The organism is Pseudomonas edaphica, assembly GCF_965277385.1.
GTDB lineage: Bacteria > Pseudomonadota > Gammaproteobacteria > Pseudomonadales > Pseudomonadaceae > Aquipseudomonas > Aquipseudomonas edaphica.
Map to the genome: position 1 here is coordinate 1,984,705 of NZ_OZ255725.1, position 23,672 is coordinate 2,008,376.

The 23,672-nt window shown below is 61.1% G+C and carries 17 protein-coding genes; 10 read left to right on the forward strand and 7 right to left on the reverse strand.

What is annotated here, in order from left to right; genetic code table 11:
• Window positions 1–74: 74 nt before the first annotated feature.
• The 5 genes from ACQY47_RS09025 (at window position 75) to ACQY47_RS09045 (ending at window position 5,950) form a co-directional block, all read left to right on the forward strand.
• Window positions 75–2,336, forward strand: a complete 2,262-nt coding sequence (locus ACQY47_RS09025) for a glycoside hydrolase family 3 N-terminal domain-containing protein (RefSeq protein WP_428556964.1) — start codon at window positions 75–77, stop codon at window positions 2,334–2,336.
• A gap of 83 nt (window positions 2,337–2,419) precedes the next feature.
• Complete coding sequence (locus tag ACQY47_RS09030; protein WP_169985314.1) at window positions 2,420–4,039, forward strand: FMN-binding glutamate synthase family protein; 1,620 nt, start codon at window positions 2,420–2,422, stop codon at window positions 4,037–4,039.
• Between the two features lie 12 nt (window positions 4,040–4,051).
• Entirely contained in the window at window positions 4,052–4,336 is a 285-nt protein-coding gene (locus tag ACQY47_RS09035; protein ID WP_428556965.1) for a putative quinol monooxygenase, read from the forward strand.
• Window positions 4,337–4,396: 60 nt separating this feature from the next.
• Window positions 4,397–4,693: a cupin domain-containing protein gene (locus tag ACQY47_RS09040; RefSeq protein ID WP_099548502.1), complete on the forward strand. Its 297-nt coding sequence runs from the start codon at window positions 4,397–4,399 to the stop codon at window positions 4,691–4,693.
• Between the two features lie 132 nt (window positions 4,694–4,825).
• The gene (locus ACQY47_RS09045) at window positions 4,826–5,950 is read left to right on the forward strand and encodes an OpgC family protein (protein ID WP_428556966.1); all 1,125 of its coding nucleotides are present in this window, start codon (window positions 4,826–4,828) and stop codon (window positions 5,948–5,950) included.
• Window positions 5,951–5,996: 46 nt separating this feature from the next.
• Here ACQY47_RS09045 and ACQY47_RS09050 read toward each other — a convergent pair whose 3' ends face one another.
• Window positions 5,997–7,409 carry an amino acid permease gene (locus ACQY47_RS09050; RefSeq protein WP_065928876.1) on the reverse strand — a complete coding sequence of 471 codons (1,413 nt, stop codon included), beginning with the start codon at window positions 7,407–7,409 and terminating at the stop codon, window positions 5,997–5,999.
• Window positions 7,410–7,789: 380 nt separating this feature from the next.
• Between ACQY47_RS09050 and ACQY47_RS09055 the strand changes: the two genes are divergently transcribed.
• From ACQY47_RS09055 to ACQY47_RS09065, 3 genes are all read left to right on the forward strand, one after another.
• Window positions 7,790–10,882, forward strand: a complete 3,093-nt coding sequence (locus ACQY47_RS09055) for a transglycosylase domain-containing protein (protein ID WP_428556967.1) — start codon at window positions 7,790–7,792, stop codon at window positions 10,880–10,882.
• A gap of 93 nt (window positions 10,883–10,975) precedes the next feature.
• Entirely contained in the window at window positions 10,976–11,485 is a 510-nt protein-coding gene (locus ACQY47_RS09060) for a PadR family transcriptional regulator (protein ID WP_200434437.1), read from the forward strand.
• Window positions 11,482–12,249, forward strand: coding sequence for a siderophore-interacting protein (locus tag ACQY47_RS09065; protein ID WP_428556968.1), 768 nt, complete (start codon window positions 11,482–11,484; stop codon window positions 12,247–12,249). The genes ACQY47_RS09060 and ACQY47_RS09065 overlap by 4 nt, the downstream gene beginning before the upstream one ends.
• A 105-nt stretch (window positions 12,250–12,354) precedes the next feature.
• Here the strand turns inward: ACQY47_RS09065 and ACQY47_RS09070 are convergent, their stop codons facing one another.
• Window positions 12,355–12,981 carry a Pr6Pr family membrane protein gene (locus ACQY47_RS09070; RefSeq protein WP_428556969.1) on the reverse strand — a complete coding sequence of 209 codons (627 nt, stop codon included), beginning with the start codon at window positions 12,979–12,981 and terminating at the stop codon, window positions 12,355–12,357.
• Window positions 12,982–12,985: 4 nt separating this feature from the next.
• Window positions 12,986–13,219 (reverse strand): VF530 family DNA-binding protein, encoded by a 234-nt coding sequence (locus ACQY47_RS09075; protein WP_010212838.1) that lies wholly within the window; start codon window positions 13,217–13,219, stop codon window positions 12,986–12,988.
• A 204-nt stretch (window positions 13,220–13,423) separates the two neighbouring features.
• Between ACQY47_RS09075 and ACQY47_RS09080 the strand changes: the two genes are divergently transcribed.
• Together ACQY47_RS09080 and ACQY47_RS09085 are read left to right on the forward strand one after the other, a co-directional pair.
• The gene (locus ACQY47_RS09080; protein ID WP_428556970.1) at window positions 13,424–15,442 is read left to right on the forward strand and encodes a TonB-dependent receptor; all 2,019 of its coding nucleotides are present in this window, start codon (window positions 13,424–13,426) and stop codon (window positions 15,440–15,442) included.
• Between the two features lie 615 nt (window positions 15,443–16,057).
• Window positions 16,058–18,475, forward strand: a complete 2,418-nt coding sequence (locus tag ACQY47_RS09085) for a glucose/quinate/shikimate family membrane-bound PQQ-dependent dehydrogenase (RefSeq protein WP_428556971.1) — start codon at window positions 16,058–16,060, stop codon at window positions 18,473–18,475.
• 163 nt (window positions 18,476–18,638) lie between these two features.
• Here the strand turns inward: ACQY47_RS09085 and ACQY47_RS09090 are convergent, their stop codons facing one another.
• The 4 genes from ACQY47_RS09090 to ACQY47_RS09105 form a co-directional block, all read right to left on the reverse strand.
• Complete coding sequence (locus tag ACQY47_RS09090; protein WP_428556972.1) at window positions 18,639–20,975, reverse strand: putative bifunctional diguanylate cyclase/phosphodiesterase; 2,337 nt, start codon at window positions 20,973–20,975, stop codon at window positions 18,639–18,641.
• A gap of 249 nt (window positions 20,976–21,224) precedes the next feature.
• The gene (locus ACQY47_RS09095) at window positions 21,225–22,400 is read right to left on the reverse strand and encodes an ABC transporter substrate-binding protein (protein ID WP_099548491.1); all 1,176 of its coding nucleotides are present in this window, start codon (window positions 22,398–22,400) and stop codon (window positions 21,225–21,227) included.
• The gene (locus ACQY47_RS09100; RefSeq protein ID WP_428556973.1) at window positions 22,397–23,371 is read right to left on the reverse strand and encodes a CobW family GTP-binding protein; all 975 of its coding nucleotides are present in this window, start codon (window positions 23,369–23,371) and stop codon (window positions 22,397–22,399) included. The genes ACQY47_RS09095 and ACQY47_RS09100 overlap by 4 nt, the downstream gene beginning before the upstream one ends.
• Window positions 23,368–23,664, reverse strand: coding sequence for a hypothetical protein (locus tag ACQY47_RS09105; RefSeq protein ID WP_428556974.1), 297 nt, complete (start codon window positions 23,662–23,664; stop codon window positions 23,368–23,370). Before ACQY47_RS09105 ends, ACQY47_RS09100 begins: the two co-directional genes overlap by 4 nt.
• Window positions 23,665–23,672: the final 8 nt, after the last annotated feature.

Below are 23,672 nucleotides of genomic sequence, written 5' to 3' on the forward strand. Positions count from 1 at the left end.
GTTATTTCTGACAGTAGCTGGGTTTGCCTGCGCGCTGAACACTTATGTGCATATTTCGGCCAGCGTTGATACCCATGTCTACTCGCCTCTTGATGCTATTACTGAGCTTTTTGGCCTTGGCAGCAACCGCCCAGGATGATGTTGTCGAACGCCTACTGGCGCAAATGACGCCGGAGGAAAAAGTCGCCCAACTCAGCCTGCTCGGCATCAAGGAAACACCGACCGGCACTGTCGTTGATCAAAACGGCTTGGAAGAACGGCCAACGATAACCGTCGGTTCTGTCATCGGAGCCTACGGTGCCGACCTGACTCGCCAGCTGCAAAAACAGGCGGTACAAGGTTCGCGCTTACATATACCGCTGTTGTTTACCCTCGATGTCATTCATGGCTTTCGCACCGTGTTCCCGGTGCCACTGGCGGAGGCTGCGGCCTGGGACGCTCAACTGACGCAACGAAGTGCCCGCGCGTTAGCTGTTGAAGCCACCGCCAGCGGTGTGCACTGGACCTACGCTCCCGTAGTCGACATAGCGCGTGACCCACGTTGGGGACGCGTGGTGGAGGGTGCTGGTGAAGACCCGTTTCTCGGCTCGATCCTGGCGGCTGCGCGGGTGCGCGGTTTTCACGGCTCAGGCCGGCCTGACAACTCGTACATGATGGCTACCGCTAAACACTTTGTTGCCTATGGGGCTGGCGAGGGCGGGCGGGATTACAACGTCGCCGATCTGTCGGAACGAACCTTGATGGAGGTCTACCTGCCCCCTTTCCAGGCGGCCGTAGCCGCGGGCGTTGACGCAATCATGCCCGCCTTCAACGAGGTCGCCGCCACGCCCATGAACAGCAACAAGGCCCTACTGACAGGGCTGTTGCGTCAGAAGTTGGGCTTCACCGGTATTATCGTCAGCGATTACTCCGCCGTAGAGGAACTGATTCAGCACGGCATCGCCCGCACCCCATCGGATGCGGCATGGTTAAGCTTTAACGCTGGCATCAATATTGAAATGGCCAGCCAGACTTACCGGCAACACCTGCCGACGCTCCTACGCAACGGCCAGGTTTCAATGGCAGACGTGGATGAAGCCGTGCGCCGCGTACTCAAGGCCAAGCAGCGCCTGGGACTGTTTGAAGACCCTTACCGCTACAGTGACCCGATCCGCGAAGCCAATAGCGCGAATATACCGCAGCATCGTGCTTTGGCCCGTGAGGCGGGGCAAAAGTCTATCGTATTGTTGAAAAACAGCGGTCAATTACTGCCTCTGTCAAAGAAACTGCGCCGGTTGCTGGTGGTCGGCAGCCTGGCCAAAGATGCCGCCGCCACGCTCGGCCCGGCGTCCTGGCCAGGCACCCCCATCGGCGCGGTAACAGTCCTGCAAGGCATACAGAACGCCGTCTCCACCGACACCGACGTAACCTACCTGCCCGGCGCCTCCCCCAGCAGCGCCGACACCCAAGGTATCGCAGCCGCCGAAAAAGCCGCCCGCGACGTCGACGTAGTGGTCGCCGTACTGGGCGAAAATGCCGAGTACAGCGGCGAAGGTCAGAGCCGCGCCGAACTTGGCTTGCCCGGCGGCCAGGATGCGCTATTGCGCGCGCTTCTGGACACCGGAAGACCCGTGGTAGTCATCCTGATGAACGGCCGCCCATTGGTGTTCACGCAGCCCCTTCAACAGGCGCCTGCATTGCTTGAAACCTGGTTTCTCGGCAGCGAAATGGGGCATGCCGTGGCGGATGTGTTGTTTGGCGATGTCAACCCCAGCGGCAAATTGCCGATCACCTTCCCACGCAGCATCGGGCAGGTCCCCCTTTACTACGCACACAAAAATACTGGCCGCCCCAACAGCAATATCGACGGTTCGCCGTCCGGCTATCGCTCCAACTACATGGACATCAATGACACGCCAGCCTATCCATTTGGCTTCGGCTTGAGCTACACGACGTTCAGCTACTCAACGCCCAAACTGAGTAGCACCCGGCTTGAGTCCACCCAAACCCTGACCGTCGAGGTCACCGTCACCAACACCGGCAAGCGTGCCGGCGATGAAATCGCCCAGTTGTACCTGCGCGATGACGTCGCCAGTGTGACCCGCCCGGTCCGACAGCTGCGCGGGTTTAGCAAAGTGCACCTGGCCCCCGGCGAGGCGCAGAGCGTGACTTTCACCCTCGATCAAGAGGACTTCGCCTTGCTGGATATGAACCTCTCGCCAGTGGTCGAAGCGGGCACCTTTACCGTCTTCGTCGGGGCCGACTCGACCGCCACCCAACAGGCGCAATTCGACGTCACCGATAGCCGCCAGTTGTCTATTCCGGGCCAGTCTGTCCCACAGGTGCAGCCAAACTGATTATTCCCACAGGTTGTCTATGGTTTCCGTACAGGCGCAGAATGCCCGATCGACCTATAGAGTTGAACCTGAGGAAAAACCGTATGAGCCTGTCGTTGCTAAGCCGTTACGCCTTCTTTGCCGTGTGCGTCATTTTCACCCTCGCCAGCCTTCCGTTTATCGAACATGAATGGCTGTGGCCTATCACCGTGGTCACCGGCATCCTCAGCCTGATCGGCGTTTTCGACCTGCTGCAAAGCCCCCACGCGGTGCGCCGCAACTACCCGATCCTGGGCAATATCCGTTACCTGGTGGAAGCCATTCGCCCGGAGATCCGCCAGTACCTGCTCGAATCCGACAGCGACGCCCTGCCCTTCTCCCGGGCTCAGCGCTCGCTGGTTTACTCGCGCGCCAAAAACGAAACCGCCGACAAGCCGTTCGGTACCCTGATCGACGTGTACCAGTCGGGCTTCGAGTTTATCGGCCACTCCATGCGACCGGCGCCGCTCAGCGACCCCAGCGCCTTTCGCGTGATGGTCGGCGGCCCGCAGTGCACGCAACCTTACTCGGCCTCGGTCTTCAACATCTCGGCGATGAGCTTCGGCTCGCTGAGCGCCAATGCGATTCGCGCGTTGAACCAAGGCGCCAAGCTCGGCAACTTTGCCCATGACACCGGCGAAGGCAGCATCAGCCCCTACCACCGCGAAAACGGCGGCGACCTGACTTGGGAACTGGGCAGCGGTTACTTTGGCTGCCGCACCAGCGACGGCCGTTTCGACCCGGAGCGCTTTGCCGTACAGGCACAGAACCCGCAAGTGCGCATGATCGAAATCAAAATGAGCCAGGGTGCCAAACCCGGCCATGGCGGGATTCTGCCCAAGCACAAAGTCACCCAGGAAATTGCTGAGACACGCGGCATCATGATGGGCGAAGACTGCATCTCGCCATCGCGCCACAGCGCGTTTTCCACACCGATCGAGATGATGCAGTTCATCGCGCAATTGCGTGAACTGTCCGGCGGCAAACCGGTGGGTTTCAAGTTCTGCCTCGGCCACCCGTGGGAGTTCATGGGCATCGCCAAGGCCATGCTCGAGACCGGCATCCTCCCGGACTTTATCGTGGTCGACGGCAAGGAAGGCGGCACCGGCGCCGCGCCGGTGGAGTTCACCGACCATATCGGCGTGCCGCTGCGTGAAGGCCTGCTGTTTGTGCATAACACCCTGGTGGGCCTGAACCTGCGCGACAAGATCAAGCTGGGCGCCAGCGGCAAAATCGTCAGCGCCTTCGATATCGCCAGCGTGCTGGCCATCGGCGCCGACTGGGCCAACTCGGCGCGCGGCTTTATGTTCGCCATCGGCTGCATCCAGTCGCAAAGCTGCCACACCAACAAATGCCCGACGGGCGTCGCCACCCAAGACCCGCTGCGCCAGCGTGCGCTGGTGGTGCCCGACAAAGCCCAGCGCGTGTTCAACTTCCACCGCAACACGCTGCACGCCTTGGCGGAAATGCTCGCTGCGGCCGGCCTGGATCATCCGTCGCAGTTGTCGGCCAAGCATTTGGTACGGCGCATGTCGGCAACCGAGATCAAACTGTTCTCGCAGCTGCATGTGTTCCTCAAGCCCGGCGAGTTGCTCACCGGCGAGGTGAACGGCGAGTTCTATTCGCGCATGTGGCAAATGGCACGGGCGGACAGTTTTGAGCCGCAGGAAGTCGCCGCTGCGTAAGGAATGCCTGCCATGTTGAAAGTCATCGCTGAAGATTTTATCCAGCCTGAACACTTGGACACCGTGCGCCCGTGGTACACCGAACTGGTGGAGAAAACCCGCCAGGAACCACTGTGCATCGCCTACGATCTGTTTATCGATCAAAAAGACCCGGGGCACTTCATCTTTATCGAGCAGTGGCCCGACCAGGCGGCGCTGGACGCTCATTGCCAGACCGAACACTTCACCCGGCTGGTGCCGAAAATCAACGAGTACCAGGCCAAGCCCTGTCGTGTCTTGCTGATGGACGCGTTCTGAAAACACCCACTCCCTGCTGAACCGGACCACCGACGGCATCGTTGAAACAAGGAGCCTCACATGCCGTTACTCGACTTCAGCGCCATTGCGGCGCAACTGCCCGACAGCTGGAAATCCGCACGCCTGGGCCAGGTCGGCCCAGCGCGGATCAAGGTGTTGCGTATGGATGACCAAGCTTATAAAGAGGAAACCCATGATTACAACGAGGGGTTATTGGTAGTCAGCGGCCAGTTGTGCCTGAGCATTGGCACCGAGCAAATACGCGTTGCTGCCGGCCAGATGTACCTCGTAGAAGCCGGCACTCCCCATGCTGTAAGCCCCGGCAGCCGGGGCACGTTGGTCATCATCGATGTATAGAGACATTCAGTAATACCCAGCCTTTGCAATTGCTTACAAATACCGCCAACCTGCGCGCGCCCGACGTGCGGCGTGTGACAACACGCGCATTCGCCTGTCATGACTTAAACCCCTGTTCAAGAGCCCGCTGCCATGCTGAACGGACGCGACCCGCGCATCGATTTTTTTCGGGGCTTGGCGTTGATCTTCATTTTCTGGGATCACGTCCCCCACAACCCACTCGGCCAGATCACCCTGCGCAATATCGGTTTCAGCGATGCCGCTGAAGTGTTTGTATTTCTTGCCGGTTATGCCTCAGTGCTGGCCTATGGCAAGGTCTTGCAACGCGAAGGCTACTGGATGGCCTGCCTGAAGATCCTGCGGCGCACCTGGGTGCTTTACGTGGTGCATATTTTCTTGCTGGCGATGCTGATGGGCATCGTGTTCTTCGCCAACAGCCATGTGGAAACCCGCGATCTGGTGCAGGAGATGGGCCTGACGCACTTTGTCACCCAACCACAGCAAGCGTTGGTGGATGAATTGCTGCTGCGCTTCAAGCCCAACCTGATGGACCCGTTGCCCTTGTATATCGTGCTGCTGGCCGGCCTGCCGCTGGTGTTGCCGTGGCTCTTGCGCAAAACCGGGTGGGTGGTGGCGGGGTCGATGGCGGTGTACCTGCTGGCGCCACACCTGGGTTGGAACCTGGCCGCGATTGCCGACGGGGTGTGGTACTTCAACCCGGTTACCTGGCAGTTCCTGTTCGTGCTGGGTGGCGCGGCGGCGATTCATGGGCAACAACCCCGCGCGCAGAACAATCGGCCACTGCTGCGGCAGCCGTTATTTATGATGGCCGCGACCTACGCATTGATGGCCGGCGTGATCACGATCGGCTGGCGCTGGCCCGAGGTGCATGACGCACTGATGCCGCACGCGCTCAGCGAACTGTTGTACCCGATCAGCAAGACCGACCTGTCGCCGGTGCGTCTGCTGCATTTTTTGGCCTTGGCCTATGTCACCGCCAAACTGTTGCCGGGGCGTGCCTGGACGCAAAACTGGCTGGCACAGCAGACCTGCCGGATGGGCCGCTTTTCGCTGGAAGTGTTCTGCCTTGGCGTGTTGTTGGCGCCGTTGGCGGACATGGTCAACGCCATGGCCGGCGATGCCTTTGCCATGCAAATTTTTACCGCGCTTGTGGGCGCTGGCTTGATGGCGATGTTGGGCGCCTGGCTGGAGTTCAACAAACGGCTGGACCAATCGACACGCATGGCCGCCGCCTGAAAACAAAAAGCCCCGATCAAGGGGCTTTTTGTTGTGCGCCAGGCCGTCAGGCTACGGAGCGTGCCGCCGCATTGGTCGGCTGCAACTTGAACACGTAATACAGCACGGTCAGCAGCACCAGAAACGCAGGCCCCACATACAGCGCCACCCGCGTATCCGGGAAGTACGCCATCAGGCCCACCACCAACACCAGGAACGCCAGCGCCAGATAGGAACTGACCGGGTACAGCCACATGCGGTATTTGAGGCCCGCCGCTTCGGCCGGGCTCAGGCCTTTGCGGAACTTGAGCTGGGCCAGCAGGATCATCAGCCAGGTCCAGATCGCGCCGAAGGTGGCGATGGAGGTTACCCAGACAAATACCTGGTCAGGTACCAGGTAGTTGAGCAACACGCCCAGCAGCAGGGCAAAGATCGACAGCAGCAGCGCCTTGCGCGGTACGCCATTGCTGGAGGTGGTGCCGAAAGCCGCCGGCGCCTGGCCGTTCTGCGCCAGGCTGTAGAGCATGCGCCCGGTGCTGAAGATGCCGCCGTTGCAGGACGACAGCGCGGCGGTGATCACCACGAAATTGATGATGCCTGCGGCGGTCTTGATGCCCAAACGTTCAAAGGTCATCACGAACGGGCTGCCCTGGGTGCCGATTTCGTTCCACGGGTAGATCGACAGGATCACGAACAGCGCACCGACGTAGAACAGCAGGATGCGCCAGAACACCGAGCCGATGGCGCTTGGAATAGTCTTCTGCGGGTTGCGTGCTTCACCGGCGGTCAGGCCGATCATCTCGACGCCCAGGTAGGCGAACATCACCATCTGCAAGGACATCAACACGCCCTGCACGCCATTGGGCATGAAGCCGCCGTGAGCCCACAGGTTGGAAATACCCAAGGCCACACCGTCGTTACCGAAGCCGAATGCAATGATGCCGACGCCGCCGATCACCATGGCAATAATCGTGACGATCTTGATCAGCGCAAACCAGAACTCGAACTCACCAAAGGCTTTGACGGCGATCAGGTTGATCGTGCCCATGCTGATCAGCGCCGCCAGGGCCCAGATCCAGCGCGGCGTGTCGGGGAACCAGACACCCATGTACACCGCCACGGCGGTGATTTCCGCGACACAGGTCACCAGCCACAGGAACCAATAGTTCCAACCTGTGAGAAAGCCCGCCAACGGGCCGAGGTAATCCTGGGCATAACGGCTGAACGAGCCGGCTACCGGGTTGTGCACGGCCATCTCACCAAGGGCGCGCATGATCACCAGAATGGCCAGGCCGCCGATGATGTAGGAGAGCATGATTGCCGGGCCGGCCATCTCGATGGCCTTGGCCGAACCGAGGAACAGGCCCACACCGATGCAGGCGCCGAGCGCCATCAAACGGATGTGTCGTTCACCCAGTTCACGTTTGAGCGGGCCGCCTTGAGCGGTCTCGCCAGGGGGCAGTGGTTTGCCGACAGGCATAGGGAAACAACCTCATTTTGTTATTGGATTGTCCGTCGAGTTTCCGGGGCCAGGCCGGTAAGCCTGTGCCCTTGTTGAAACCGGGGCCGCCTCATGGACGGGCCCTTCTTGCCGGGCAAGATCAGCGGGACGTGCAGTATAAAAAGCCGGGACCAGGGTCTTTCACTATAAAAACCATGCAATTCAGTGAAAGACCCGGCTAAAAAGCCACTTTACAGGAGCATATTACCTGCGCTGAGCGACAAAACGTCGCAACCCACCCTGCATTCACACGCCATCCAAGAAGATTCCGACTACCCAACCACAATTCCCTCACACCTGTCGCCCAGCGACTAAGCTTCAGGCAAGTCCGATCAATCTGCGTGCAGGATCAATCGACTATGGGCGCACTGTGGCAAACCGAATCGACCAAGGCTGCGAAATTACAAGGCAGTTCGGACCCAGCGCCTTTACCCAAAAATAAACCCAGGCCCCGTTACATACGTCGCCTGTTCTGGCTGATTGTGTTGATGGTGGTGATTGCGCTGGGGTTCGCCGCCGCCAAAGAGATACGCACATCCGCACTGCAAGCCCGGCAACTGAGCCGGCTGGCCCACGACCTCACCTACCGGCTGGAACCCGGCCCCAGCCAGGCAATGGTTTACCCCGGCGCCGGCCCGTTCGATCGCCGCTTGGGCTACAGCGACCTCGGCACCTTTTTGCCGCGCCTGCTCAAGCGCGGTTATGTGATCCAGTCCCAGGTGCAGTTTTCGCCAGCGCTAATGAGCTACGCCGGCCACGGTCTCTTCGTGCCTTACCCGGAGAAAATCCAGGCCGGCCTTTCGATCACCGACTGTCGCGCCTTGCCCCTGTACCAGTTCGAGTACCCGCAGCAGCTGTACTCAAGTTTTGCCGCCATCCCGCCGCTGGTGGTCCACAGCCTGTTGTTCATCGAGAACCGTGACCTGCTCGACCCTGCCCAGCCCCAGGCCAACCCGGCGGTGGACTGGCCGCGCTTTGCCATGGCGGCCTGGTCGCAAGTCGCGAAGGTATTGCACCTGCCCGGTCAGAGTGCCGGCGGCAGTACCCTGGCCACCCAGCTGGAAAAATACCGGCATTCGCCCGACGGCCTGACCTTGTCCGGCAGTGAAAAACTGCGCCAGATGCTGTCCGCCGGTGTGCGCGCCTACCAGCCTGGGCCTGACACCCAGGTGGCACGCCAGAATATCGTGCGCGACTACCTCAACAGCGTGCCGCTGTCCGCCGTGCCGGGGCATGGCGAAGTGCATGGCATGGCCGAGGGTTTGCGCGTGTGGTACGGCGCTGACTTCAAGCAGGTGAACCTGGCCCTTAGCGGCACTGAAAATGATGCGGTCCATGTGGCGCAACGTGGCCTGGCTTTGCGCCAGGTGCTGTCGCTGATGATCGCCCAACGCCGGCCGTCTCATTACCTGGCCAACGGCCGCGATGAACTGGCGCAACTCACCGACAGCCACCTGCGCCTGCTGGCGCAGAACGCCGTGATCGACCCGCCGTTGCTCAAGGCCGCCCTGGCATCCCACGTCACTTACCGCGACTGGCAGCAACAGCCGACCGTGCAACCCATCGACACCAACAAGGGCATCAGCGTTGCCCGCAGCCGTCTCGCCGACCTGCTCAACCGGCCGCTGTACGACCTCGACCGCCTGGACCTGTCGGCCACCAGCACCCTGCAAGCCGAGCTGCAAAGCCAGGCCACCGACTACCTCAAGCAACTGGCCGACCCCGCCTTCGCCGGCAAAATGGGCCTGCTCGGCGAACGCCTGCTCACGCCCGCCAGCACGCCCCAGGTGCGCTACAGCTTCACCCTGTTCGAACTGACCCCGGATGGCTCGCGGGTGCGCGTGCAAACCGACAACACCGACCAGCCCTTCGACATCAATGAGGGCAGCAAGCTGGAGCTGGGCTCCACTGCCAAGCTGCGAGTGCTCACCACTTACCTGCAAATCATCAGCGAGCTGCATGATCGCTACGCGGCGCAAACACCCGCCGCGTTGAAAAAAACCGAGATTGCCGAGCAGGACCGCATCAGCCGGTGGGCGGTCGATTACCTGATCCAGAATCCCGATAAGTCCCTGGCCAACATGCTCGATGCCGCCCTCGACCGGACTTACTCGGCCAACCCCAACGAAGGCTTTTTCACCGGCGGCGGCATGCACCACTTCCACAACTTCCGCAACCAGGACAATGGCCGCAGCCCGTCGCTGCGAGACGCCTTGCGCGAGTCGATCAACCTGCCATTTATCCGGCTGATGCGTGACCTGGAGCGCTACGTTACTTACGCAGGCCCCAACAACAGTGCGCAATTGCTCAAGGACGATAACGACCCACGGCGCCAGGAATACCTGGCCCAATTCGCTGATCGCGAAGGCACCACCTTCCTGCTCAAGTTCTGGAAGAAGTACCAGAAAAAAGACACCCAGGCGCGCCTTGAGACCTTTCTTGACGGGCTGCACCCCACGGCGATCCGTATGGCGGCTGTGCATCGCTACCTGTTCCCCGAGGCCGACCAGGACACCTTTAATCGCTTCGTGCGTTCACATCTGGTGAATGCCAAAACCAGCGACAAACTCACCGACGAACGCCTGCAACGCCTGTACACCGACTACGGCCCGGGCCGCTATGATTTGCCCGACCAGGGCTACATCGCCAAGGTCCACCCACTGGACCTGTGGTTGCTCGGTTACCTGCTCAACCACCCCGACGCGACCTTCAGCGAAGTGGTCAAGGCCAGCCAATTTGAACGCCAGGAGGTCTACAGCTGGCTGTTCAAGAGCCGTCACCAAAGCGCGCGCGACAGTCGTATTCGCACCATACTGGAGGTCGAGGCGTTCCTGGATATTCACCAGCGCTGGCAGGCGGTGGGTTACCCGTTCGACCACTTGGTGCCGTCGCTGGCCACCGCGATTGGCAGCTCGGGCGATCGCCCCGCCGCGCTCGCCGAACTGATGGGCATCATCCTCAACGACGGCGTGCGCGGCAAAGTGCTGCGCATCGACAGTCTCCACTTTGCCGCCGATACGCCGTACGAAACCCGCGTGGTCAACACGCCCGATGCGGGTAAACGAGTGATGCCGTCCGAGGTCGCTACCGCGCTGCGCGGCGCGTTATCGCAAGTGGTGGACGCGGGCACGGCCAAGCGTGTTTCCGGCAGTTTCGTGCAGGCCGACGGCACGCCGATGGCCATGGGCGGCAAGACCGGCACCGGCGACAACCGCATCGAAGCGATGGGCGCCGGCGGCCGAGTGATCAGCTCCAAAGCGATCAACCGCACCGCCACGTTCGTGTTCTACATCGGCGAGCGCTACTTCGGCACCCTCACCGCCTTTGTGCCAGGCAGTTCGGCGCAAAACTTCAAATTCACCTCGGCGCTGCCGGTGCAGGTGCTCAAAGGCATGGCGCCGATCTTGACGCCTTACCTGCAAGGCGGCAGTCAGAGCGCATGTCAGCACTGATCATGACCGTTGGTCGTTTCGGGCTACCGTCAATTTAAGATATATCTTAAGTTGTATCTTAAGTTATATCTTGACGTGACGGAGAGCCTGCAGATGCGACACGAATATCGCAGCGAGTTTGAAAAACGCGGCGGGCGCGGCCCTCGGGTATTTGCCCCTGGCGACCTGAAGTTGCTGCTACCGGCCTTGATCGCCGAGCAGCCCTGCCATGGCTATGACCTGATCCGCCAGATCGAAAGCCTGTTCGACGGCGCCTACAGCCCCAGCCCCGGTGTGATCTACCCCACGCTGACCTTTCTGGAAGAGAGCGAGTTGATCAGCGGCGACGCCGAGAATGGAAAAAAACGCTACACAATCACCGACGCCGGTCGTCTCTTCTTAAGCGAGCAAGCCGTTGCCCTGGAAGGCGTGCGCATGCGCATTGATGTCAGCAAGCGCTCGCTGCGTGGCCACGACCGCCCACCCGAGATTCACGAGGCGGTGCATAACCTGCGCCACGCCTTGCATTCGCACCACGGGCGCTGGAGCCCGGAAGAAATCGTTCGTGTCGCGGCGCTGCTCAACGGCACCGCGCAAGCCATTGCCGACGGGAAAGACCAATGAATACTCAAGCTATCCATCGCGTTACCCACGAAATCAAACGCCGCCGACTGCAAGTGCTGCGTGTGGTCGACATCACCCCACGCATGCGCCGCGTCACCTTGGGCGGGCCGGAACTGGCCGGTTTTATCAGCCTGGGCAGTGACGACCACATCAAGCTGCTGTTCCCCCAGAACGCCGCCGAACAGGCTGCGCTGGAAAGCCCGACCTTCAACATCAAGGGCGACGGCCCGCAACCGGCCATGCGCGACTACACGCCACGGCGCTTCGACCTGAGCATCGGCGAGCTGGATATCGACTTCGTGCTGCACGGCGATGGCCCAGCCTCTACCTGGGCCGAACAGGTGCAGGTTGGCCAGCACCTGTACATCGGCGGGCCGCGCGGCTCGATGATCGTGCCGGACATCTTCGACAGCTATTTGCTGATTGGTGATGAAACCGCGATCCCGGCCATCGCCCGTCGCCTGGAAGAATTGCCGGCCGGGCGCAAGGTGCTGGCGGTGATTGAAATCGCCAACGCGGCGGAACAGCAACCACTGAACAGTGCCGCCGATGTGCAGGTGGTTTGGGTGGTGCGCGGCCAGGACGACCTGCTTGAGACGGTGCGCAACCTGACCCTGCCGGGCGGTTCGCTGTACAGCTTTGTCGCGACGGAAACCAAACTGTCGCGCCAGCTGCGCCGCGTGTTGCTGGACACGCACCAGGTCAATGAGGCGTTCCTCAAGGCCGTGGGATACTGGCGTGCGGAAGGCAGCGAAGAAGAATAAAAACTGACGCGATTCAACTGTGGGAGCTGGCTTGCCTGCGATGACAGCAACTCGGTGTACCTGATGTACCGAGGTGCCTGAATCGCAGGCAAGCCAGCTCCCACATTAGTTCGCCGGTGTCTTCAAGATTTTGTCCAACCCCACCATCGCCAACGCAATCCCAACAAACCCCGCCAAAATCCCCCCGGCATTCACAAACACCTGTGGATAACCGAGGCTGTCCACATCGATGAACGGGTACTGATACTGCCCCAGCAAATGCCCGCGCAGCAGCACATAGCCGAAGTACACCAGCGGGTAAATCACCCACCCGCCAATGTGCTTGAAGTGCAACGTGCCCTTGGGCACACACCGCCACCAATAGATCACGAACAGCAGCGGCATCACGTCGTGCAACAACTCGTCGGCGATAAATTGAAAGCCGGTGGGGCTCCACAAATGTCGGAGCAACAGGTTGTAGGCCAGGCTCACGACCACGATGCTCGCGGCAATACCGCTACTGACAGCGGGCGCCAGGAAGAAACGTTTTGCCGCCGACTCGCGATTGACCAGTGCATAGCTCAACACCACGACCACCAGGGTGTTGGTCAGCACCGTGAAGAAACTGAAAAAGTTGATCAGCCCGCCCAACAGGCTCGCGCCGGCCTCCCAGCGCGAATAGAAAATCAAGTACTGCTGAATCGCCAGCCCTGTCCAGCCAGCCAGCGCCGCCGTGGCCACATACCGCTTCATGGCCTCAATCCAGCGGGCGTTTGGTACGCATCAGCTTGACGTACAAACCTTCGACTTTCTCCCGCGCCCACGGCGTTTTGCGCAGGAAGGTCAGGCTCGACTTGATGCTTGGGTCGCTCTTGAAACAGCGCACATCAATGCGTTCGGCCAGACCGCTCCATTCGTAGTGTTCCACCAAAGTGGTGAGCACGTGCTGCAGGGTCACGCCGTGAAGTGGGTCGTTGCTTGTCGCGGTCATGCCAGGCCTTTTGCAAAAAGAGGAAACACAGCCGCGCACCTTAGCCGACGGGGCGTAGAGGTGGAAGCACTGCATTGAATATAGCCCCTGGAAAAAAGTTCCCCTTTTCAGGCAAAAAAGTGATGTTATATTGTAACGATACTTATCAAAATCGATACCGTTTTAAGCCTTCTCTTTTCTGTGCCTTTTACCAAGGAATGTTTGATGTCCCTCTCTACTCTGTGGCGCTTGACCCCGCTTGCCGCCGCCCTGTTGATCGGCTCCGAAGCCCACGCCCTGGAACTGCAACCCCAAGTCATTACCGGCAACCCCTTGGGCAGCGAACAACTCGCCTCGCCCACCACGGTGCTGGAAGGCGATGACCTGACCCTGCAACAAAAAGGCAGCCTCGGCGAAACCCTGAATAAGCAGCCAGGCGTGTCGTCGTCGTACTTTGGCCCAGGCGCCAGCCGCCCGATCATTCGTGGCCAGGATGGCGACCGCATTCGCATCCTGCGCAACGGCGTGGGTGCACTGGATGCCTCGTCGCTGTCCTATGACCACGCCGTGCCCCTGGACCCGATCAACGTCGACCGCATCGAAATCGTACGTGGCCCGGCAGCCTTGCTCTACGGCGGCAGCGCCATCGGTGGTGTGGTCAACACCTTCGACAACCGTATTCCCACAGAAGCCATCGAAGGCATCCACGGTGCCGGTGAACTGCGCTACGGCGGCGCCGACACCACCCGCAGCAGCGCCGGTAAACTGGAAGCCGGCAACGGCACCTTCGCCTTGCACCTGGACGCGAACGCGCGGGAATTCAACGACCTCAAAATCCCAGGCCAGGCCCGCAGCCGCCATGCCCCGGAGACCGAGGATGGCCCTGGCAAAAATGGTCGACTGGGCAACAGCGACGGGCGTCAGGATGGCGGCGCGGTCGGCGGTTCCTACACCTGGGACGACGGTTATGCCGGGCTGTCCTACAGCAACTATGACAGCAACTACGGTTCACCCGCCGAGCAAGATGTGCGCATCCGCATGAAGCAGGATCACTACGCCTTTGCGTCCGAGATCCGCAACCTGCAAGGCCCGTTCACCTCGGTAAAACTCGACGCGGGCTACACCGATTACGAACACCGTGAAATCGAAGGCGGCGAAACCGGCACGATCTTCAAGAACAAGGGCTATGAAGCCCGCGTTGAAGCGCGCCACCAGCCGCTCGGCCCGTTCGAGGGTGTGGTCGGCGCCCAAGTGACGCGCAATGAGTTCTCGGCACTGGGTGAAGAGGCCTTTGTACCGCAGACCGACACCAACGCCGGCGCGCTGTTTATTCTCGAAGAGATGCAGGCCACCGAGCGTCTCAAGCTCAGCCTTGGCGGGCGTGTGGAACACACCAATGTCGACCCGAATGCCAAGGGCAATGCGCGCTTTGCCGGTGCCGATAAATCCAATGACTTTACCGCCGGCAGCCTGTCGTCCGGCGCGGTATACAGCCTCACGCCGGTCTGGTCGCTGGCCGCGACACTGGGCTACACCGAGCGCGCACCGACTTTCTACGAGCTGTACGCCAACGGCGCCCACGTCGCCACCGGCACTTACGAGTTGGGTGACGCCAACCTGAAGAAAGAGAAAGCCGTGTCCAGCGACCTGGCACTGCGCTTTGACAACGGCACGCACAAAGGCAGTTTCGGCGTGTTCTATAGTCGCTTCTCCAACTACATCGGTTTACTGGGCACAGGGCGCACGCTGAACGATGAAGGCGAAGAAGACGCGGGCGGTATCCCGGAATACAAATATTCCGGTGTACGCGCACGTTTCGCCGGCTTCGAAGCCCAGGATCACTGGAAGTTGGGCGAAAGCGCCTACGGCAAGTTCGCCCTGGAGCTGTCGGGCGATTACACCCGCGCCACCAACCTGGACACGGGCGAAGCCTTGCCGCGTATTGCGCCTCTGCGCTTGAACAGCGGCTTACTGTGGGAACTGGACCGCTGGCAGGCGCGGATCGACGTGGAACACGCCGCAGGCCAAGGGCGTGTGCCGGATAACGAAAGCGGCACCGACGGCTACACCACCTTGGGCGCCAGCGCCGGTTATCACTTCAATGTGGGTGGCAGCCAGTGGTTGGCGTTCGTCAATGGCGAAAACCTCACCAACCAGACCGTGCGCTATGCCAGTTCGATCCTGCGCGATATCGCCCCGGCGCCTGGGCGCAGCGTGCAGTTCGGCGTGCGCACCACCTTCTAAACAGCAGCGCAAATCCCCTGTGGCAGCCGGCTTCTGTGGGAGCCGGGCTTGCCCGCGATAGCCATAGGTATCTACACACTTTTTAAGGCTGCCAATTTCTCCTGTGGCGAGCAGGCTTGTCCTGCGTTGGGTTGCGAAGCAGCCCCCAGACCCAGACGCTGAGTTCCTTCAGGAAAGTTACAGTGCCTTTACCGGGGCCGCTTCGCGCCCCAACGCAGGACAAGCCTGCTCGCCACAACTGCTATCGCAGGCGAGCCAGCTCCCACAGACACTAGCCGCTACAAGCATTCTTGCAGCGACGTTCTGTCACTGTTACCAGATCTGAAATGATGCATCTCTCTAATTACGCTTTCTCAAAATGAGAAGGCGCTTTATCCTTGCCGCAACAAACTGAAACGTTTCACGCCTGCGGTCGATCCCATCTTGCCGAATATTCCCTGCCTTAAAGACAGCGCTGTCTTAAACCGACCCGCGCGTGGGGTTCAATCGCCCGCCTGTGGATAACCGACTTATCCCCAGAAAAACCCAATTTAACGCTGAACCAAGCCCGCGCCGAATCGTCATCTACAGTGAAGCACGGGGTTACATAATTCCAACGTCACGGAGAAACACACTATGAGCACTGATGGTGCTTCAAGCCCAAGCCGCCTGCTGCCCAGGCTGCTAGGCGTCTTGCTGCTGATCATGGGGCTGGCCTTGCTGGCTGGCGGCGTCAAGCTGAGCATGCTCGGCGGGTCGCTGTACTACCTGCTGGCCGGTATCGGCATCGCCCTCACCGGCGTGTTGCTGCTGGCCACCCGCCGCGCAGCGCTGGGCCTGTACGCACTGGTGCTGTTCGCCAGTACCGTGTGGGCACTGTGGGAAGTCGGCCTGGACTGGTGGCAATTGGTGCCGCGCCTGGCCCTGCTGTTCGCCTTGGGCATCGTCCTGCTGCTGCCGTGGTTTCGCCGTCCGTTGCTGCGTGGTCAACCTGCGCCGCTGGGCACTGGCGCGCTGAGCGTAGCCGTGGTGCTGGCGGGCGCTGCCGCCCTGGCCAGCCAATTCACCAACCCGGGTGAGATGGTCAAGACCGGCCAACTGGACCGCGACGCCGCGCCTGGCATGGCCAGCACTGCACCGGCCCAGGCCGATGGCGACTGGAATTCCTATGGCCGCTCGGCCTTCGGTGATCGTTACTCGCCTCTGGCGCAGATCACCCCGGAAAACGCCCACAAGCTGGTGCCGGCGTGGACCTATCGCACCGGTGACATCCCTGGCCCAGGCGATCCCGGTGAAACCACCGCAGAAAACACCCCGCTGAAAGTCAACGGCATGCTCTATGTGTGCACGCCGCACAGCCAGGTGATTGCCCTGGACCCGGACACCGGCAAGGAAATCTGGCGTTTCGACCCGAAGATCAGCAGCCAGGGTGCCGCGAACTTCAAAGGTTGGGCGCACATGACCTGCCGTGGCGTGTCGTATCACGATGACACCGTCTACGCTTCCGCGCAAAGCCCTACCGGCAGCGCCAGCACTGCACCTGTCAGCGCTGTCTGCCCTAAACGCATCTTCGTGCCGACTGCCGACACCCGTCTGATCGCCCTGAACGCCGACACCGGCAAGATGTGCGAAGACTTCGGTGACAAAGGCCAGGTCGACCTGCGTGCCAACATCGGCAGCTTCGCCCCAGGCGGTTACTACTCCACCTCGCCACCGGCCGTGACCAAGAACCTGGTCGTGATCGGCGGTCACGTGACCGACAACGTCTCCACCGACGAGCCTAGCGGCGTGATCCGCGCGTTCGACGTACACACCGGCAAACTGGTGTGGAACTGGGACAGCGGCAACCCGGACGACACCACGCCGTTGGCCGAGGGCAAGACTTACACCCGCAACTCGCCGAACATGTGGTCCATGTTCAGCGTCGATGAAAAACTCGGCATGCTCTACCTGCCGATGGGCAACCAGATGCCTGACCAATACGGCGGCGACCGTACCGAAGACTCGGAAAAATACAGCGCCGGCCTGACCGCTCTGGACATCGACAGCGGCCACGTGAAGTGGACCTTCCAGTTCACTCACCATGACCTTTGGGACATGGACGTGGGCGGCCAGCCTTCGCTGATCGACATCAAGACCGCTGACGGCGTCAAGCCAGCAGTCATGGCCTCGACCAAGCAAGGCAGCATCTACGTGCTGGACCGCAGCAACGGCAAGCCGGTGGTGCCGATCAACGAAATCCCTGTACCGCAAGGCGCAGTGGCCGGTGATCACACCTCGCCGACCCAGCCGAAGTCCGACCTCAACTTCATGCCGCCGCCGCTGAAAGAACGCGACATGTGGGGCGTGACGCCGTTTGACCAGATGCTGTGCCGCATCGATTTCAAATCCATGCGCTACGACGGCCCATTCACCCCGCCATCGCTGCAAGGCTCGATCGTTTACCCGGGTAACTTCGGCGTGTTCGACTGGGGCGGTATCTCGGTTGACCCGGTTCGCCAGATCGCTTTCGTGAACCCAAGCTACATGGCGTTCAAATCGAAACTGATCCCGGCGGCCGAAATTGCCAAGCAAGGCCCACGCGTCAGCGAAACCGAAGGTGTGCAGCCGAACAAAGGCGCGCCGTATGGCGTGATCCTCGAAGCACTGCTGTCGCCTTTGGGCCTGCCGTGCCAGGCGCCAGCGTGGGGTTATGTGGCGGCGGTCGATCTGACCAACCACCAGACCATCTGGATGCACAAGAACGGCACCGTGCGCGACAGCTCGCCGGTTCCGATCCCGCTGACCATGGGCGTGCCTAGCCTGGGCGGTACGTTCACCACCGCCGGTGGCGTCGCGTTCCTCAGCGGCACCCTCGACCAGTACCTGCGTGCCTATGACGTGAAAAACGGCAAGCAACTGTGGGAAGGCCGCCTGCCTGCAGGCGCGCAGACCACACCGATGACTTACACCGGCAAGGACGGCAAGCAGTACGTGCTGGTCATGGCCGGCGGTCACGGCTCGCTGGGCACCAAACAGGGTGACTATGTGATGGCGTTCAAACTGCCGGATTAAGCTGAACCGGCGGTAAAACAAAGGCGGCTACCTGATGGGTAGCCGCCTTTTTTATGCCCTGCTGGAAACCATTTTGACCGAGTACGGCTTCAACACTCAGGTCGTCTGCCCAACCGCCATCGCAGGCAAGCCAGCTCCCACAGGAATGCCTGGAGATCACGATTTACAACACCATCCGCTCGCGCCGCATCCACATTTCAAATGCCATGGCATTCAACGGCCGACTGATCAAGTACCCCTGCGCCGTGTCGCACTTCCACTGCCTGAGCAACTTCAGGCTGGGCTCAAACTCCACGCCCTCTGCCACCACCTTGAGCCCCAGGTTGTGGCTCATTTCAATGGTCGAACGCACGATCACACCGTCGCCACTGGCGCTGTCGAGGTTGCGGATAAACGACTGGTCGATCTTCAATTCCTGCACCGGCAAACGCTGCAATTGCGCCAGCGATGAATAGCCTGTGCCGAAGTCATCCACCGACAGGCTGATGCCGCAGCCACGCAGTTGCTCCAGCACACTGAGGGCCTGTTGCGGGTTATGCATGATCGCGCTTTCGGTGATCTCGAAAATCAGTTGGTCGGCCGAGACCTTGTACTGCATCAACAAGGCGGTGACGCGTATGGCCAAGTCATCATCAGCCAAATCATCCACCGAGATATTGACCGAGAGTTGCAGGTGCAAACCCCGTTGCGCCCACTCGGCCATTTGGCGGATGGCTTCCTCGATTGCCCACAAGGTCAGGCTGCCCATGCTGCCGGTGCGCTCGGCCAATGGAATGAATTCGGTGGGCGACACCTGCCCAAGGGTCGGATGCTGCCAGCGCAGCAAGGCTTCTGCCTGACGCACATGGCCGTGCCTGAGGTCGAGCTTGGGCTGGTAACACAGGAACAATTCGCCCTCGACCACCGCCCGGCGCAGGTCGCGGATCAGGGTGATCTGGCGCTGGTGTGCAAGGTCGCGGTCTTGCTGGTAGATCTGCAAATGCCCCGGCAGGCTCGCCGCATCATGCCGGGCAATGGCCGCGCGGCTGATCAACTCTTCGACCTGTTGGCCGTCGGTGGGGTACGCGGCGATGCCGATGCTGACTTCATGGCGCACTTCGTCATTGCCGATACGCTGGGGTTCGGTAAGCAGCCCGTAAAGGCGATCGGCGCGGGCCACGGCGCGGTCGATCTCGGTGTTTTCCAGCAACAGCAGAAACTCACTGCCGGCGATGCGCGCCGCGGTGTCGCTGGCCAACAGGCTCATGGACAAACACCGGCTGGCTTCACGCAGCATTTCTTCGACGCCCTGAGGGCCAAACCCTTCGTTGATCACCCGGTAGTTTTCGATCCCCACGTACAGCAACACAACTGGCCGCCGCGCACTGATCGCACTGCCCAGGCGCTCCATAGCCAAGGCGCGGTTGGGTAAGCCGGTGAGCGGATCATGCAAGGCGTTATGCGCCAGTTGCCGCTCGCGCACGGCGATGCCGCTTTGCATGGCGTTGAAGGCACGGGCCAGCAAGCCGAATTCGTCATGACTGCGCACCCGCACTGGCGTGCGGTAGTCACCGGCGCCAATGCGTTCAGCGGCCTCCACCAAGGCAGTGAGCGGGCGCGACACACGGCGCGCCAGCAACAACGCCGCCGCCAATGACACCAGCAGCACCGCCAGGGCAATCCCGAGGAACTGCCGGTCCAGCGGCGCAAAGGATTCCAGCGCATGGTCCAGCGGGCTTTGCAGCAACACGCGTACTTGATCGCCATCGCCGGTATTGGCCAGCGGCAGCACCTGGCTCAGTGCACGTTGCCCGTGAAACACATTGATCTGCGCCTCAGGGTTGGGAGGGCTTTCGCGCATCAGGCTGATGACGGTGTCTTGATAGGCTTCAGGCTGGGTGCTGAACAACTGGCCGACAAGGCCGTCCTGCTCACCAAGGAACGACACTTCAAGGTTGCTCATGGAGCGCAATTCATTGGCGAACAACTTGTCCATGGGGAAACCCATGACCACGCGGGCAATGGGCTCCGGGTCGAGTACTTCATCCTGCACCAGCAAATACGGCTGCCCGTCCATGGCGACGATGAACATTTGCTGGCCACTGCGCCGCGCATGGCGCAAGGCCTGCTCATAAGGAAACACCGCGCCCTGTACCAACACCGGCAAGGTGCTGATCATCACCTTGCCATCCAGGTCGAGGACAAACACCTCGGTGGAGTGGATACCGGTGCCATGCCGGCGCAGCGCAGTCAGGATCGAATCAGCCTTGGCGTCGATCACTGCCTGTTTGAAAGGGCCGTCCGCCGTCAGCCAGTCCAGGCCGTATTGCAGGCGACGCCCGCGCAGGTCCAACAGGCGCTCAAAGACCTGGATGCCGGTACTGAGCTGAACCTGGGCCTGGTTCTCCACGGCACGAGTGGTAGCAGCCTTGACTGCAAAGTAAGTGGCCGCCACCACCACCAGCAACAACAGCGCCAGCACCCCGGCGATACGGGTCTGGAACGTGTGGCGCCACTGCATGGCCGAACCCTGCGGCCGCGTTCGCCTCTCTGTGCCACTGGGTTCCTTGGTCATACGCATCCCTGACGAAGCTGATCTGGCGTCAAAAAAACATCCATTTAAACTGAATATTTGGTTTTAGCAGATTAGCTGGGACTTGGGATAAGTACACCCAATTGGAGCGGGGACTTGAATGTCATTTTATTGGCGGTAAAGGCGTGCGTAGCGTCCGGGAAGGCACTCCCACGCGGAGCGTGGGAAATATCCGGCTTAAACGCTGCGCGCGCGCATAAAGTCCCCCCAACGGCGCACCAAGTAGTTGTGCTCATCCATCACCGAGTTCCACACCGCGATATGCCCCATGCGTTGCTCGTAGGAACCGCCATCGCGCACGTCACCGATGTCGATCAACGGCAACCCATCGCTGCCCGGCAACTCCTCGCGGGCCGGAAGGCCCGCGTACCAGTAATCCCACTCGGCGCTGCTCAAATGGTCGCGGGTGCGCGCCGGGTTGCCGATGTAGTAACCCTGGCGCGCCATCACCGCGCCCGGCCAGCCGGACAACCACCAATTGAGATAGGCATACGCCGCATCCAACACCGGGCCTTGGGCATGGCGTGACAACGACAAGCCGCCAAACCAGGCGCGATAGCCTTCACGCGGCACCGCCAACCGGTACTTCACCCCCGCACGGTGCAGGCGCATCAAGGTCGGCGACCACAGGCTCTGGATATCGATGCTTGGGCTGAGCATCAACTGCGCGGCTTCTTCATCATCGGACCAGAACGCGGCGAAGTGCCCTTCCTTCTGCTTGCGCACCAGGATGTCGGCCAGCACATCGATCTCTTCGATGCTCATATTGCCGATGTCCTTGAACTGCGCCAGCCCCGCGCCTTGCACGGCCAGCGCGGCATCCAGCGCGCCAATCGCCGCGTCACTTTGCAACGCGGTACGCGCGCGCCAGGCCGGGTCGAGCAGCCAGCCCCAGCTTTCATTGCCGTGGCTGAAGCCATCGGGCAAACGCTCGGGGCGGTAGGCAAAACTATCGGCGTTGTGGGTCAGCGGCAGCATGCTGATGCGCTCGGTCACCGTGCTGCCGAGGCTGCCGTCGTGCTGCACGAACAGGCGCTCACTGGGCACGCTGCCGCTGCCCAGGCGGTCGCTGGCCGACAGCCGGCCGCGCTTGGGCAGGTCATTGATCTCATGCCACAACGCAATACGCCGTGTGTCGATGGGCTGGATCGCCCGCGCCGGCCATACGAAGTCGACGTTGTGAAACCACTGGTCGTACAGGTCGTAACTCTCGGGTTGCATCACCGCAATGCGCTGGGCCTGCTCCACATCGTGTACCTGGTACACCAGGCGAATGCCCAGCTCTTGCTCGGCGCGCACGCGCAGGCATTCCAGCAAGGTCACGGAAGTACCGAGGACACGCAATGTGATCATGCCGCGAACCGCCGTGAGAACACATCAAAGGAGCGCTGCAACAACGCCGGGTCGAGACCGCGCAGGATAAACACCAGGCGTGACTGGCGGTCGGTGCCTGGCCATGCAGGCAAATGCACCGGAGTATGCAGGCAATGCTGCACGCCATGGATAACAATGGGGGCCGAGCTTGCGTTCACGTTAAGCAGTCCTTTGACGCGAAGGATTCGTTCGCCGTGGCATCTTAACAGCATCGACAACCACACCCCGAAGCCCACCCAATCCAGCGGCTGCTCAAAGGTCAGGCAGCAGACTTGGGCAGCGCCGTGGCTCGCCGTGGTGGTGCGGTGCAGTTGCCAGCGGCTGACTTCAACCGAAGGCTCGGCGCTGCGCAACCCCTCACCGAGCAACAGTTGGTCGCCGCTGTGAACCGCATGGGTATCGAGGATTGGCGTGCCGGCATTCAATGCCCGCAAGTGCGCCCGTAGCGCGGAGCAATCGCCGGCCAGGTCGGTTTTGCTCAGCAGCAAACGATCCGCCGCCGCCACCTGGGCCAGCCATTCCGGGTGCAGGCGCTCTTGCAATTGGGCGTGGCTGGCATCCACCAAGGTGATCACCAGGCCAATATGAAAACGCCCACGCAGTTGCACATCGTTATTCAGGGTGGCGAGGATCGGCGCCGGGTCGGCCAGGCCGGTGGTTTCCAGGATCACGCGCTTGAACGCCGGGATCTCACCGCGTTCACGGCGTTGCAACAGGCCAAGCAGCGCGTCTTTCAACTCGCCGCGAATCGAGCAGCACACACAGCCGCTGGGCAGCAACACGGTGTCTGGCGCGACCTCTTCCACCAACAGATGGTCGATGCCGATATCACCGAATTCATTGATCAAGAGGGCGGTATCACCGAGGCTTTCGCCTTGCAGCAAACGCTTGAGCAAGGTGGTTTTACCGCTGCCGAGAAAGCCGGTGATGACATTAAGGGCGATGCTCATGACAACTCCAGATGATCGAGCAAACGCGGGTCCAGCGGGTCCAGCGGGCGCCCGAGCATGGTCTCCGCCGCCTGCCACAGTTGATCCAGGCCACTGGCCAATGCCTGTTTGCCGGTCGCGCCCAACAACAGGTAGGACGCGCCCTGGAAGTCTTCGACCTTGAGTCGGAACACCGCCAGCACTTGATTGATCGCCGCAATCCGGCGCAGACGCTCACGGCGCCTGGGCAGTTCATCGCCCAAGGGGTTGCTCCAGTGCAGGTCTTCGCCGAGCAAGCCGCAGAGTCCGCACATGCTTACAC

Coding starts and splice junctions, on each gene's coding strand:
- ACQY47_RS09090 (WP_428556972.1), bottom strand. CDS start 20,975: ATGCAGTGGCGCCACACGTTCCAGACCCGTATCGCCGGGGTGCTGGCG.
- ACQY47_RS09095 (WP_099548491.1), bottom strand. CDS start 22,400: ATGATCACATTGCGTGTCCTCGGTACTTCCGTGACCTTGCTGGAATGC.
- ACQY47_RS09100 (WP_428556973.1), bottom strand. CDS start 23,371: ATGAGCATCGCCCTTAATGTCATCACCGGCTTTCTCGGCAGCGGTAAA.
- ACQY47_RS09030 (WP_169985314.1), top strand. CDS start 2,420: ATGAGCCTGTCGTTGCTAAGCCGTTACGCCTTCTTTGCCGTGTGCGTC.
- ACQY47_RS09060 (WP_200434437.1), top strand. CDS start 10,976: ATGCGACACGAATATCGCAGCGAGTTTGAAAAACGCGGCGGGCGCGGC.
- ACQY47_RS09025 (WP_428556964.1), top strand. CDS start 75: ATGTCTACTCGCCTCTTGATGCTATTACTGAGCTTTTTGGCCTTGGCA.
- ACQY47_RS09040 (WP_099548502.1), top strand. CDS start 4,397: ATGCCGTTACTCGACTTCAGCGCCATTGCGGCGCAACTGCCCGACAGC.
- ACQY47_RS09075 (WP_010212838.1), bottom strand. CDS start 13,219: ATGACCGCGACAAGCAACGACCCACTTCACGGCGTGACCCTGCAGCAC.
- ACQY47_RS09045 (WP_428556966.1), top strand. CDS start 4,826: ATGCTGAACGGACGCGACCCGCGCATCGATTTTTTTCGGGGCTTGGCG.
- ACQY47_RS09105 (WP_428556974.1), bottom strand. CDS start 23,664: ATGTGCGGACTCTGCGGCTTGCTCGGCGAAGACCTGCACTGGAGCAAC.
- ACQY47_RS09050 (WP_065928876.1), bottom strand. CDS start 7,409: ATGCCTGTCGGCAAACCACTGCCCCCTGGCGAGACCGCTCAAGGCGGC.
- ACQY47_RS09055 (WP_428556967.1), top strand. CDS start 7,790: ATGGGCGCACTGTGGCAAACCGAATCGACCAAGGCTGCGAAATTACAA.
- ACQY47_RS09070 (WP_428556969.1), bottom strand. CDS start 12,981: ATGAAGCGGTATGTGGCCACGGCGGCGCTGGCTGGCTGGACAGGGCTG.
- ACQY47_RS09035 (WP_428556965.1), top strand. CDS start 4,052: ATGTTGAAAGTCATCGCTGAAGATTTTATCCAGCCTGAACACTTGGAC.
- ACQY47_RS09080 (WP_428556970.1), top strand. CDS start 13,424: ATGTCCCTCTCTACTCTGTGGCGCTTGACCCCGCTTGCCGCCGCCCTG.
- ACQY47_RS09065 (WP_428556968.1), top strand. CDS start 11,482: ATGAATACTCAAGCTATCCATCGCGTTACCCACGAAATCAAACGCCGC.
- ACQY47_RS09085 (WP_428556971.1), top strand. CDS start 16,058: ATGAGCACTGATGGTGCTTCAAGCCCAAGCCGCCTGCTGCCCAGGCTG.